Here is a 12686-nt window from a genome sequence, read left to right as displayed (position 1 = left end):
ACGCATTCCTCTTGCAGCACAACCTCAACTTTTGCGATAGTATCGCTGACAACTCAACATCGAAAAAGCGACATGACATTCATATATCTTGACGAATCTGGAGAACTCGGCTTTGCAAAAAGCTCAAGCAGATTTTTTGTCATTGCAACACTTGCAACGGATAATCCCAAAAGACTTAAGAACCGTGTTCGGAAAGTTAAGAAGAAAATTTTTGACGCTGGTTGGCCATCAGAAAGAGAAATCAAAGGAACATCTCTTTTCGGCTGTCATCGAGACAGGTATCTTCCCCAGAAAATCAGGGATGATAAAGACAAACATATTGAGCAATTTTTGAGAGCAGCCTTATTTGACGAGAGTAAAGTTCATTACTCAATTGTCAGAAAGTCTCGCATTGCACAACATATCCGAGATGCGGAGTATGGAATTGCATACAATTTCTACACAGGGAAACTTCTTACTCGTGCTTATGAGTACTTCCAAGGAGATATAGATCTTACTGTAGATCAGCGAAACAAGGAGACTCATCACAAGCTTCCTTTCGACGGATACGTGAAAACTCAAATTATTACAGAGTGCAACCATTCGTCGAAGTTGACTATTTCACATCGCGAGTCACATGACGTGATTGGTTTACAGGCCGTTGATTTTGTATCGTGGGCAATATTTAGGAAATTTGAACATGACGATGCGCGCTTTTTTAATTTGCTCAAGCCGTACATTGGGTACTGTGACAACTGGTACGCTTGAACATAACGCAAAAAAGGAAGCAGATATTCTGCTTCCTTTTTTAAAGTGTCCGACCCTTTGGGCGACCAAGATACACTCAGCTTATGTCCTAAAACACGCTTACAAAGGCCTTACCGGACGCCATTTAATTAAGCTCAAAAGTCTTGCCTGTCAACTATAGGATGAATCAAAAAAGTGCGAAACATCTACTTTTCTTTTCGCACAAACATGACCGCTTAATTGTTGTTAAGGGAGAGTTTACTGCACTTTTCCCGCCGTCAAATCGTTGCAAAATGAAGCCCTAAAACCACTATGGCACACCTCAAAACTCAGATTTTTTCGTCAAATAAGACGTTTTTTTTGAACAAATAACACACCTAGTTACCTAGCATCCCTATGCCTTTCAACTCCAAAGTAACTATCATTCACGGGCCGATATCAGTGAAAAATCATCAATCGCATGCGGGGTGGATTGCTGGGCATCGGCAAGGCGGGCTTCGCGAAACTGCTCTTCCGATCGCTTGAACAGATATTCCGCCCTGGCACTGCTTTCGGTCAGTGGCAGGCAAAATTCCGCTGCCAGCCGCGCAATCAGGGCCAGATCAAACCACGGTGGAAAACTGCCCTCGGCCAGTCGGGCAACATAGGAAAGATGCGCCGTTTCCCCCGCACACAGCACGGCCCGGTCACGCAGTTCGAACCGGGTGATTTTCCCACCCTCATTTTCGAGTGAAAGCAACCGGATGAAATCGCGTGGCAGGGCAAATAACGCGCTGCCATCGCCAGGATCGCGCCCGTCATTCGCCGTTGCCAATCGCGCAAGCCACGAGCCGCGCGCGGCAAACCGCCACGGATAGCTTGCCAGCATCCCGTCGCGGATCGTCGGATAGAGCAGCCGGGCAATTTCGGCCTCGGCACTGTCTTCGTCAAAGGATGAGACCGGACTTGCCCCGATCATCACCATGGCGCGCGCACAAAGCGCGATATCACCGAGTGCCATGTTGTTTTCCTCCTCTGTGTCCGGTTAATTTCAGTTGCCGTTCAAATTGATTTACTGTCAAAATCAGGCCAATCGGTCGCCCAAAGCGATCATGGTCAACGATCCGTAAGAATGGCCGCCTTTGTTGGAGCCCGCATGTCCCGTTCTTCGCTTGCAGCTGGAAACCTTGCCGTCCTGATTGCTGCTATGCTGCCCGTATCGGGTTTACGTGCAGATGAAACGCGTAATATGATCCGGCGCGATGCCTATGCCGGTGACGCCATGTCACAGCGCATCTATGCAATCATGTTGTCCTATGAATATGCCGAGGAAGGTGGCCATCTCGATGCCCGCGAATGGCGCGAAACCATCGAACCCGAAGTTTCCTATGAACAGCGCAACCGCGCCATAAATACCGCGCCCAAAAGGCCGAAGCCGAAAACAGCCGGAACTGAAACAAGGCTCGGAAAACCGGGCCCCGCAAGTAAGCTAACTCAACTCCCTATTGACTCTGGACCTGAACGAACACCAATTTTTCAAAAGTTAGAGGCTCTCTGATGAAAAGATTGAAATTGTTAGCTCAAACAGAAAAACCACAACGTCAAAATTATTAGAATGGAAATGCAACAGATGCACGGAAACCTCTCACAGGGAGAAGATGTCAGAGATTTTTGGGTTTGGTTAGATTTTTCGAATTTCTTAGTAAAACACCACGTTTGTACGATTGGGTCTTTTAGTTCTGCTGGAATTTTTAGAACTAACGACGGTGAACTCCCCAATGCGCCTTTCATCCTCAATCCCCCATTTACTGGTGACTTTAGCCCCTTCACGCTTGGAGTGGTGTGGGCTTATCTGCACGAATACAACTTGGAAAACCAACGTGCGGCACTTTACCCTCAATATCCAAGCCGCTTGAATGCTGTTTTCCTGCTAAATTCCGAGGAGGATGCGCAACTATACAAAGACGCTCATCCAGAGCATGTTGGAAATAGAGTACTTCGTAAAGTTAAGACACGGGGACCTTATGTCTATTCCATTCATGATGCGGCTTGGATTGACTATTTACGTGGCCCTGACGGAAAAAGTGACCAAACGATCAATCATATTTCTGACGCCTATTGGCAGGGGCTTCCAGCAGAAGCCTATGAGCTAACGTCGTTAGGAAAGCAATGGAGCAAGCCATCCGTCAGGGAAGTTCTTTTCATAGGAAGAGTAGAATTTTATGATCGTTCCTTACCTAAAGAATGATTTTGGTTTCTTCTTTTAATCGGTATTGGACGTGCCGACCGCGGTCATGTCGCGGACATCAACGCCCGCCGCACCGGAACTTGCCACCACGAACAGGCCGCCCGACATGGTGGCGTCGCGATTGGTGTTGGCGATGATGAAATCACCGACGCGCAGCATGTCGCGCGCTTCGGCAAAATAACCCGATGTATCAACATCGGCGGCAAGATCAGGGGTGATGTAGTGCCAAAGGGTAAAACCGTTGGCATAGGCCAGAACACTGAGGTTTCTGGCTTTGAAACCTTCTGCCATTCAGGGGCTCCTGTGTTTTTCAATGGTAAGAAAAGTTAAGGTTGCTAAAGCACCTGACGACCTATTCCTTGGCCTGCAGGCAGGTCACGCCATCCCCGTCAACAAGGGCTGCCCCCTGGCTCATGGAGTTATTGACGAAATGGGCCGCATGATCGCCATGCCAGGTGATATCGGACTGCACTTCGGACCCGATGGCATGGCCAATCGCGGTACGGTGATACCAGAAACAGGACCGAATACCGCTTGCCACCGGAAGGCCCGAATGCGGCATCCACAGCGTCCCGAGCCATCGTTTGGCCTGCGTCCCCTTCCAGGGAAGGTCATCATCCCCGATATAGTCGGCATTGGAAAATTCATCGATCTGAAGCAGTTCCGACCACTGTTTCCAGCCGACAATCGCATAACGCTGCCCATCATCGGGGACATCGCGTTCGCCAAGGCCTTCGAATGCCATCATGACTTTTTCAAGTGTCATGCCCTCGGCATTATCGGGGATCAGATCATCGGTCTGCACCAGGGCATTGATGATCAGTTCGTCGGTTTTGCGGCCCAGCGCATAGGCCCCGGCATTGGCCAGAACCATCTTTTCATCATGGTTGATTTTAAGTTCATCAAGCGCATCAACCCAGTCCCCGGCATAGTAATCACGCAAATCGCAGCGCACCGCTTCGTGATCGACATTCATCACCGGCACCTTGCCGTGGCGGGCCTTGGTGGTTGCCGTACCCTTGCCGACTTTCTGGAAAACCGTGGTTGCGCCTTTGACCGCGTTCTTGACCCGCACCGTATTGCGCAGTTTCGAGCCCATGCGCTGATAGGCCTGATGCACATCGGCCTGAAAATGATCAATAAAACTTTGATCGATCGTATCGCTCATTATCACTAACCCCCTGTATCAAATGTGAGATATCCCAAAACAGGATCCGTGGAATTCGTGATCGGGACACAGAGCCCCGATCACCAAAGGCGTCTGCCCGTGATGTTGTTTTCACCCCCCTGTCAAAGCAGGTAACGGATCAGGTATTGTTAAGGCGGGCGAACCCCGCCTGGACTTCGGCAATCAGGGCCGGATCACGATCCCGCCAATAGCGCGGATCATTCATCTTGGCCCGGATTTCCGAGCGCAGATCGGACGGATCACCATCGCCGGCACCCTGCCCCAGACGGGCCTCACCGGCCTGTGTCATCATGCGATGAAGGGCCAGCACCCCGTCACGGGTCTGACAGAGTGTATCAAATGCGGCATCGGGCAAATTGGCCCGCCCCCATTGTTCGATCCGCGGGGCCAGCTTTTGCCATTGCGCCGCACCGCCAAATTGCTGGGCAAGGGCCGCGCGATCGGCTGCCCGCCGGGTTGCCTGATCCATATCGGCCATCATCGGACCCAGGATTTCACCAGCCAGATCATAAACCAGCTGGGCCTGATCATTGCTGAACCCGGCCGCATGCAACCGCGCATTCAGATCGGCATCCACACCGCCAAGCACATCATCGACCGAAATCACATAATCCTCGGCACTGGCAGGAACATCCGGAACACCTGACCCATCGGGCAAATCTTGCGGTTCATCCCCCAATAGCCCCGTATTGGCCGCGTCTGTTTGCGGGCTCAAACTTTGTGATGCGGAAACGTCGGTTGCGCCGGAACCGGCATTCGCACCGTTATCGGAAACATCATCCCTTTCGGGCATCCGGGTGTGTGATGCTGCGTCAGTCATCTGCGATTTCCCCTTTTATATCGGTCCTGGCAAGACGTTTGATCTGCAAGACCAGTGCCCTTTGTCCTTCGCGCATCCAGATCGCACTGGCCGGGACATCCGGGCCAAGCGCGGTTTGCAGGATCTGACGTTCAAGTTCACGAATGACCTTTTGCCCGGCATCACTGGCAAAACACGATTGCCAGTGATCGCGCCCATCTTCGGTCATTTCGTCACCTTGTGGTTCGAACCAGTCCCAGCCATTGATGCGGCTCATGCCAGTTCCTCCGTCACAAGCGGGGGTAAGGCAGGCTTTAACAAATGGTCGGGCACGCCAAACTGATCGGCAAGCCAGCGCACCATGACCGGCAGATCAACCTCGCCCAGCGCATCGGGGCCAAGGGTTGCGATCCGCGATAACCAGTCAAGCGCCTGGCCCGCCTGCACCCGTCTTGGCAATTGTGCCAATGGTGCGGAATGGCGCAAAACCACCACATCGCCGTCAATCGGAATGTCGGGCAGTTCCCCGGTTCGGGTCAGGATATAAAGTGCCCGCCGGATCAACGGATAAAGCAGTTCCACCTGCAACCGGCCATAGGTCGCCCCCAGAAGTCGGGCATTTTCCGATGCCCGTTCAAGCACCTCGGTCGCGGTCATGCCCGGTTGATCCACTTGTCCCAACCGGTCGGCCAGAAGGCATCGACGAATGCGATCGCGCAAATCCGACAACACCAGATCGGACACATCAAACCGGCCCGGCGCATCAAGCGGCTTAAGGCCCGCCGACCCGACGGCCTTGGGGATGATGCTTCCGGGGATCAGTCGAATGGTGGCGGGATTAAGTACCCCGTCATCATCAGCCTGCCAGATGCCGGTCACCGCGATCGACGCGTTTTTAAGCACCAGCTCAACCACCTTGTTCGCGGTCTTGATATCAGGAAGCGCCTTCATCACCGGCGATCTGCCATAAATCTCGCCCGGGGCCTTCATCCAGCGAAAGGCGATATAGGGCGATACATCAAACTGCCCGCGATAGATCAGGTCACCGTGCGATGCGCTGCCTTCTTCGCGAAAGACACAAATGTCGTATCCCGTTTGCCCGTTTGCGGCCGGAATAACCGCCTCGATCACGGCAAAGCGTTTCAGGGTGTCGGCATCGTCCCGGGCGGTTTCGCGTTCGGGCATATTCACCGCATCCGGCCAGTTGGTTCTGATTTCGTCGCGGGTCAGCGACAATTTGCGAAATACCGCATCCATCTTGCCATCTGATCGTTCTTCAAACGCCAGATCGCGCAACGGTACTGCGGTAAAGCGAAAGGCCGACGGGCTGTGCAAATCGGCCTTTTCAAGGCGCAGGCACGCCGTTCCCACCGTCACCAGATCCAGAAATGCCTGATGCATTTCGACCGCAAAGTTTGACCGGTCAAAATGCCCCTGAAGAATACGGACCGCACGGCCAAGCTGTTCGGTCAGAACCTGTCGATCGTCACCGGGAACATTGCCGCCCGGTTCCAGATCAAACCAGCCACCGGCCGGCGGGGTGATTTCGGCCATCAGGCTTGCGGCAAGCTGTTCGACCGCGTCGGGTGCAGTTGCATCAAACACCCGGTCAAGGCGCTTGCCCCCGCTTGTCTGTTCGGCCGCGCCATTGCGTTGCGGCAGGGCAAATTCATAACATTCCTGCCAGTGGGAAAACCAGTTGCGCCGTCTTGCCACGGCCTTCTGATACCGGTTGCGCAGGCCGGAAATACTGATCTGTCCGCCGCCGTTGTTACCGGCATCCGAACCGGCCCCGGACATATGACCCAGGCGCGGGTCATCGGCCAAACCGGCATTCGCGGTTACGTTGCTATGTGTGGCTGACGGTACCGCGCGGGCCCGCCGTGCTGCATGTCGCGATCTTTTTGCCATCCCTATTCCCCCAACAGATTTTTGCCACCGCCAAGCCCGCTGACCCGGTCATTCAAAAGACCGCGAAAACTTGTGGTGATCAGGCTCGAACGCCCATATCGCCGCCGTTCAAGGGCTTCCTTGCGCGCCTCGCTGGCCGCTGTTTCGGCACTGGCTTGCGTATCGGTCCCGGTTTCACTGCTGGTTGCTGCGACCGGGTTGCCAAACGCTGTTGGCTTTGGCGTTGAAAACAGGCTTCCCATTGCGGTCTCCGGATTTTGAAGTTTGGTGATGGTTGCAAACGTGCATGTTGCACCGTCCCCGCCTTTGCGGGGGTGAGCGCGCCCAAAACAGCTGCGCGAAGGGAACGAAGACCCGCCCGCAAAGGAACAAGGCCCGATCCAGAATCTTGTGACCAAAATCTTGCGGCCAAACACAAAAACGCCCGCAAGGGTCGGAACCCTGCGGGCGCAGTTCTGGCGTTGATTTGTCTCTTATAGCACCATAAAAAGAACAAATCAAGAACATTTTTCAGAAAAATAAACCTGACCCGTTCCGGCTGCCTACTCACCTTTTTGCAATAGATATCGATAAAGCTGCCAGGGTGTGACAATCCAGAAGGCCGAAATGCCCAGCAATCGCTTGACCAGCTCGACACAGCTCATCGGGCCGAACCGGACCTTGCGCGTGACGATTTGCGGGTAATGCGCCCAGATGCAATGATGCCCGATCCCGCGGTAATAGGCTGCCGGATCAAAGATCGGGGAATAGCACCAGCTTTCGCATTTCACCCGGTGGCTTTGCGGATCAAGACAGATCCATTCCCCGGCCCGCAGCCCCGATACCAGAACGAAACAATGGCGAAACCCGGGTTTCAGCATCCGCAAGAACCGCTTTTCCGGGGCATCGGCAAACACCACCAGAACCGATACTTCGCGCTCGGATGTGGATTGGCTAACCCATTGATCAAGTGGCGTTCCCGCGTCTGCGCGCCCGTCAATTGACGCCCCGGAAATACCGGCCGTCCGGGCCTGTTCAAAAATCAGATCCCGCATGGTTACAAATCCCCGCCCAGTTCGACCATCACCTCGTCATGATGGAAATCCTCATCCCGGCGGCGCGTCACAATGCCCCGGCTGATCAGCACATTTTCAAGCGCCGCCATGCCATGCCGCCACAAGCCATCCTTGCCCTTTTCGCGCGGGTCACGGGGATCGGGTTCGCGTTCGACCAGCCCGAAATATTCCAGAACCTGCAAATGCCGGTCGGTCAATGTTCCGGCCTGTTTAAGACGCATCACCGCATTATAGACATCATCGGGATCGCATGGACGGACCACCTCGCCGGCATCGGCCACCACGCGCGCCCCTTCGATCCGTGCGGTTTGACATCGCACGAACCAGAACCACGCCTGCCGGGCACTGGCAAAGGGCGTAATTTCACGTTCTGACAATGGTTTGGGAAAAAGTCGTTGTTCGGTCACGTCGCCCTCCTGCTTGCTGAATTCTCCTTGCAACGCCGACCATGCAATCCCCCGGGTGCTGTCCCAGACCCGTGCCGAACCCTGATCGGGCCGTAACCGGCCTGAAAAAGGCAAAGACATCCCATCGCACGCACAAGACGTGCGCGTCGCATCGATGGATACAGGTTTGTGATTTCCCCACAGACGGTCAAACCGCCCAATTCCGGCAACGGTTCAAGCCCGTTGCATTTTCAAAGCTGCCCCTGTCCGTCAGATCGACAGTTCAGCCCCTATTTCTGGATGCAGTTCCGGTGTTGATGCACAAGCTATAATCCCTTTTTGTTCTCATTGTAAAGGATTAATTTCCTATTCAAAAGAACAGACTCCACTACCGGATCGGAAATAGCGACGCCCGCAAGTCCATCAACCTGTTGAAATCAAGATGAAATTTCCCGCTCCGCCAAAAACCCGAAGAAAGGCAAGGAAAGGCATCGTATCGGACATTCGCACAAGACAGGTGCGGCACAATCAGTCAAACCCGGCTTGCGGATCTGCAAGCTTGGGCTGGCCGTCGCCTTCTAAATCTCGATTTGGTGTAGCTTGTATGCGACACTTGCGTGGGAAACCATGTCAGGCGGGGCAGTTATGAAAGCATTCGTCTTTGTTGTACTTCTGGCTTTGGCAAGCTGCACCAGCCAGGCCATGAACGGTTACATTGGCGGTTCGATCACAGAACCGATTCTTGATTACGGGCCACCGATAAATATTCTGGAACTTGACGACGGGCGACGCGCCTATCAGTGGAATGTGATCACCAGCGGCTATGTGCCGGTGTCAGGATCAGGCACAACAACCTATGTCCCGTATTCGGATTCGTGTATCCACACATTGACCGCACGGAAAGTCGGGGACGACTACATTGTCGACGGATATCGCAGGACCAGCTTTTTCTGCGATTAGGTAAGGGCCAGCAATTTCACGCGGGATCGCTTGCAATCACGGCAGGTTTTCCTTAACCACCACTTCCATGGTCAGCTTGGCGACGTCGCGGTCGGCCGGATGGCCGGCGCGCAGGTTTTCAAAGATTCGCAGCACATTCTGAACAATCACACCCGGGCTTTGGGTGATGACGACATCCATGATGTCTTCAAGCAGGAAGCGGCGTGTATCGGGTGTAAGCCCATGACCGATAAAGACAATATCGCGCCCCCGGCCACTTTCGCGCAAGGCGCGCGCCACCCCGTCCGACGCCCCGCCGACGTTATAAATCCCGACCAGATCGGGATATTCTTCAAGCAGGGATTTGGTGTGCAGATAGTTTTCACTGCGATCATCATGGCCTTCGCGGGCTGCGACCACGCGCAGTTCGGGAAATTCTTCTTCCATCAGGCTTAAAAAGCCCATTTCACGTTCTTCATGGGCGCGATAGGTGCGGCTGGCCGCAATCATTGCCACCCGTCCACGTTTCTGGCCGTTAAAGCGGCCCAGCAAATACCCGGCGGTGCGCCCCACCGCACGGTTATCGAGCCCGACATAGGCCGCGTGCGGCACGCCCGAAATGTCGGAAACCACCGTGATCATGTGCTTTCCGGCATTCTGAAGTTCGGACACGGTTTCGCGCACCAGCGGATGATCAATCGCCATAAAGGCAATGCCATCGGCCTTTTCGCCATGTTGGCGGAGTGCCTCGGACAGAAGTTGCGGATTGAAACTGTCGATGAAAAAGCACTTTGCGCGGATGTTATAGCCCGTCGTTGCCTCGGCCGCGGCCTTGATCCGGTCGCCCAGCAATTGCAGATACGGGTTCGTGCCCGACGGCAACAAAAACACCACGCGCATCGGTTTGGGCCGGAACACTTCGGCCATGTCATTTTCGGGCAAATAGCCAAGTTCGCTTGCGGCCTGCAAAACCCGTTTTGCCGTGCGTTCACGCACCCCCGGACGTTTGTTCAAAACGCGGTCCACCGTTGCCGGTGAAACACCGGAAAGGTCAGCAATATCCTTGATTACAGGCCCGGTTGTCTTTGGCATTCCATCCTCAAAAACATCAAAACACATCATTTTATGATGTTTGATGAGGCAAAATGTTTCACGTATTCTGCAACTATTCAAGGGAAAACAAAAACACACCCGAGCAGATTCAGGTTAAAAGCACTCATAGACCATCACGGGAGGAAACCATGGTCATCCGGAAAAAGTTTCGCCATCTCGCCACGACCCTTGCGGCTGCCGCATCCTTTACGGTCATGGCACATGCCGTACAGGCGCAGGAATATGAACTGAGCTACGGCCACATGAATTCCCCGACCAGTGTTGTCGGCATGCAGGCTGACTGGCTGGCCGAAGAAGTCGCCAAAAACACCAATGGCGCGGTCAAGATTGATGTCTATCCGTCATCCCAGCTTGGCAAAATCCAGGAACTGGCCGAAGGCGTTTCGATGGGTTCGATCGCGCTGTCGCACAATACGGCTGGCGCGATCAGCTCGCTTTACGAGGATTTCGGCGTTCTTGATACCCCGTATCTGTATCGCGATTACGATCACTTGATGAAAGTGGTCGATATCAATTCCCCGGTGATGGCCGACCTCAATCAGGGTCTGATCGACAATACCGGCATGCGGGTTCTGTATGCGTTTTATTTCGGCACCCGTCAGCTGACCGCCAATATGGCGGTAAAGACGCCTGATGATCTGTCGGGTGTGAAAATCCGCGCCATTCCGTCCCCGGTTTACCTGACCGCGGTCGAAGGTCTGGGTGCGGCACCGGTTCCGGTTGACTGGTCGGAAGTCCCGACCGCCCTTGCCACCGGCATCGTTCAGGGCCAGGAAAACCCGGTAAACGTTGCGGTTGACCACAAACTTTATGACGTTCAGACACATATGATGCTGACCGGTCATATTTCGGCGGCCGAAATCGTCGTGATCAACGAAGACCTGTGGCAGAGCTTCCCGCAAGACATCAAGGATGCCATCAACAAGGCGGCCGAAACCGTCCGTCAGAAAGCATCGAAAATGATCCTCGAAAACGAGGCAAGCGACCTTCAGAAGCTTAAAGATGCCGGCATGACCATCATTGGTCCGGATGACGGACTTGATGTTGCGGCCTTCCGCGCAGGTGTGGAGAAACTGGTCCACGAGCGCTTTGACGAAAAATACAGCAAGTATTTCGAAGAAATCGCTGCTGTAAAATAAGACGATCAGGGCGACGTCAGGGAACCTTGTGTTCAGGGGTGTCGCCCGCCCTTTTCCCGCTTTTATTCAGGTATCGTTATGCCGTACAGGAATTCCCCGATCTACCGGGGACTGGACCGCATCTGTCGGATCATGACCGCTTTGTCCATGCTGATGCTGGGTCTGATGGCAGTGCTGGTGGTCGGTCAGGTGATCTTGCGCAATCTGTTTGATCTTGGCCTGCCCTGGGCGGATGAACTGTCGCGCATTTCCAATATTGCCCTGGTGTTCTTTGCCGTTCCGGCCCTGATGCTGCACAACCGCCATATCGCGATTGATCTGCTTTATAGTGCGCTGCGCCCGGCCGGAAAGGCGATCCTGCGGTTTTCGAACTATGCGCTGATCACCCTGTTTGCCGCGATTTTCACATTCGGTCTTTACAAGTTTCTGATCCGTGCGGGCAAATTTTCCACCCCGTCGCTCAAACTGTCGAACTATGCGGTTTATGCCCCGGTTCTGGTTGCGATTGTGCTGCTGCTGGTGATTGCGATCTATCGTCTGGTCACGCGCACCGAACCGGCAACCGATTATGAAACCGAAGATGCAAGCAACCCGATTGCCGATGCCATCGCCGAAGAAATGGCCGATCACGTTTCGGCGAATACGCCTTCTGGGGATTCCCGCAAATGATGAGTGCAACCCTTCTTATCCTGTTTCTCGCACTCATGATCATCCGGGTGCCGATTGCGGTCTGTCTTGGCCTGTCATCGGCGGTTGTCATGATCCTGTTCAACCTGCCAATGGCGGTATTGGCCCAGCGCACGGTCAATGCCCTTGATTCAACTCCGCTTCTGGCCGTGCCGCTGTTTATCTTTGCGGCCAATCTTTTGAGCCTGTCAGGGGTCACCAACCATCTGTTCGAACTGGTGCGCATGATGGTCGGCTGGATCCGCGGTGGCACCGCACAGGTCAGCGTTCTGGTCAGTCTGATTTTCTCGGGCGTGTCGGGTGCGGCCCTTGCCGATATCGGGGCGCTTGGCGCGGTTCAGATCAAGATGATGCGCAAACAGGGCTATTCCGCCGAATTTGCATCGGGCATCACCATGGCGGCCGCGACCATCGGCCCGATTTTCCCGCCCAGCATTCCGATCATTATCTTTGCATCCGTTTCCAACGTATCGGCGGTCAAGCTGCTGATCGCCGGGATCGTGCCCGCCGTTCTG

17 protein-coding genes are annotated in these 12686 nt (G+C 54.1%); 7 read left to right on the top strand and 10 right to left on the bottom strand.

The features are described from left to right. Positions 1-72 precede the first annotated feature (72 nt). The gene (locus AUQ42_RS04350) at positions 73-747 is read left to right on the top strand and encodes a DUF3800 domain-containing protein (RefSeq protein ID WP_068517877.1); all 675 of its coding nucleotides are present in this window, start codon (positions 73-75) and stop codon (positions 745-747) included. 400 nt (positions 748-1147) lie between these two features. On the opposite strand, the gene AUQ42_RS04345 is transcribed toward AUQ42_RS04350, so the two are convergent. Next, complete coding sequence (locus AUQ42_RS04345) at positions 1148-1726, bottom strand: hypothetical protein (protein ID WP_068517876.1); 579 nt, start codon at positions 1724-1726, stop codon at positions 1148-1150. 135 nt (positions 1727-1861) lie between these two features. Between AUQ42_RS04345 and AUQ42_RS04340 the strand changes: the two genes are divergently transcribed. Further along, a complete protein-coding gene (locus AUQ42_RS04340) occupies positions 1862-2263 on the top strand; it encodes a hypothetical protein (protein ID WP_156480830.1) in 402 nt (133 codons plus the stop codon). 57 nt (positions 2264-2320) lie between these two features. Continuing rightward, on the top strand, positions 2321-2953 hold the full coding sequence (locus AUQ42_RS15760; RefSeq protein WP_156480829.1) for a hypothetical protein: 633 nt from the start codon (positions 2321-2323) through the stop codon (positions 2951-2953). Positions 2954-2968: 15 nt separating this feature from the next. On the opposite strand, the gene AUQ42_RS04330 is transcribed toward AUQ42_RS15760, so the two are convergent. The 8 genes from AUQ42_RS04330 to AUQ42_RS04295 form a co-directional block, all read right to left on the bottom strand. Further along, the gene (locus AUQ42_RS04330) at positions 2969-3244 is read right to left on the bottom strand and encodes a hypothetical protein (RefSeq protein ID WP_068517873.1); all 276 of its coding nucleotides are present in this window, start codon (positions 3242-3244) and stop codon (positions 2969-2971) included. A 61-nt stretch (positions 3245-3305) separates the two neighbouring features. Further along, positions 3306-4121, bottom strand: coding sequence for a phage capsid protein (locus AUQ42_RS04325; RefSeq protein ID WP_068517872.1), 816 nt, complete (start codon positions 4119-4121; stop codon positions 3306-3308). 139 nt (positions 4122-4260) lie between these two features. After that, complete coding sequence (locus tag AUQ42_RS04320) at positions 4261-4962, bottom strand: hypothetical protein (RefSeq protein WP_068517871.1); 702 nt, start codon at positions 4960-4962, stop codon at positions 4261-4263. Beyond that, on the bottom strand, positions 4955-5218 hold the full coding sequence (locus AUQ42_RS04315) for a hypothetical protein (protein ID WP_068517869.1): 264 nt from the start codon (positions 5216-5218) through the stop codon (positions 4955-4957). Before AUQ42_RS04315 ends, AUQ42_RS04320 begins: the two co-directional genes overlap by 8 nt. After that, positions 5215-6852: a portal protein gene (locus AUQ42_RS04310; protein WP_082817729.1), complete on the bottom strand. Its 1638-nt coding sequence runs from the start codon at positions 6850-6852 to the stop codon at positions 5215-5217. The genes AUQ42_RS04315 and AUQ42_RS04310 overlap by 4 nt, the downstream gene beginning before the upstream one ends. Positions 6853-6854: 2 nt before the next feature. Further along, a complete protein-coding gene (locus AUQ42_RS04305) occupies positions 6855-7094 on the bottom strand; it encodes a hypothetical protein (protein WP_068517867.1) in 240 nt (79 codons plus the stop codon). Between the two features lie 300 nt (positions 7095-7394). Then, positions 7395-7886, bottom strand: coding sequence for a hypothetical protein (locus AUQ42_RS04300; RefSeq protein ID WP_068517865.1), 492 nt, complete (start codon positions 7884-7886; stop codon positions 7395-7397). 2 nt (positions 7887-7888) lie between these two features. Beyond that, entirely contained in the window at positions 7889-8314 is a 426-nt protein-coding gene (locus AUQ42_RS04295) for a hypothetical protein (protein WP_068517862.1), read from the bottom strand. Positions 8315-8938: 624 nt separating this feature from the next. On the opposite strand from AUQ42_RS04295, the gene AUQ42_RS04290 reads away from it, so the two are divergent. After that, the gene (locus AUQ42_RS04290) at positions 8939-9253 is read left to right on the top strand and encodes a hypothetical protein (RefSeq protein WP_068517861.1); all 315 of its coding nucleotides are present in this window, start codon (positions 8939-8941) and stop codon (positions 9251-9253) included. A gap of 36 nt (positions 9254-9289) precedes the next feature. On the opposite strand, the gene AUQ42_RS04285 is transcribed toward AUQ42_RS04290, so the two are convergent. After that, positions 9290-10324: a LacI family DNA-binding transcriptional regulator gene (locus AUQ42_RS04285; RefSeq protein WP_068517990.1), complete on the bottom strand. Its 1035-nt coding sequence runs from the start codon at positions 10322-10324 to the stop codon at positions 9290-9292. A 149-nt stretch (positions 10325-10473) separates the two neighbouring features. Between AUQ42_RS04285 and AUQ42_RS04280 the strand changes: the two genes are divergently transcribed. The 3 genes from AUQ42_RS04280 to AUQ42_RS04270 form a co-directional block, all read left to right on the top strand. Beyond that, complete coding sequence (locus AUQ42_RS04280; RefSeq protein ID WP_068517859.1) at positions 10474-11484, top strand: TRAP transporter substrate-binding protein; 1011 nt, start codon at positions 10474-10476, stop codon at positions 11482-11484. A 132-nt stretch (positions 11485-11616) separates the two neighbouring features. Further along, positions 11617-12153: a TRAP transporter small permease gene (locus tag AUQ42_RS04275; RefSeq protein WP_197460778.1), complete on the top strand. Its 537-nt coding sequence runs from the start codon at positions 11617-11619 to the stop codon at positions 12151-12153. Continuing rightward, positions 12150-12686, top strand: a 537-nt coding sequence (locus AUQ42_RS04270; protein WP_197460777.1) for a TRAP transporter large permease subunit, incomplete at its 3' end; no start/stop codon positions are given. The genes AUQ42_RS04275 and AUQ42_RS04270, both read left to right, overlap by 4 nt.

It is taken from the genome of Thalassospira sp. MCCC 1A02491 (assembly GCF_001613785.1).
Taxonomy (GTDB): domain Bacteria; phylum Pseudomonadota; class Alphaproteobacteria; order Rhodospirillales; family Thalassospiraceae; genus Thalassospira; species Thalassospira povalilytica.
This window is presented reverse-complemented; position numbering and strand designations above follow the sequence as displayed.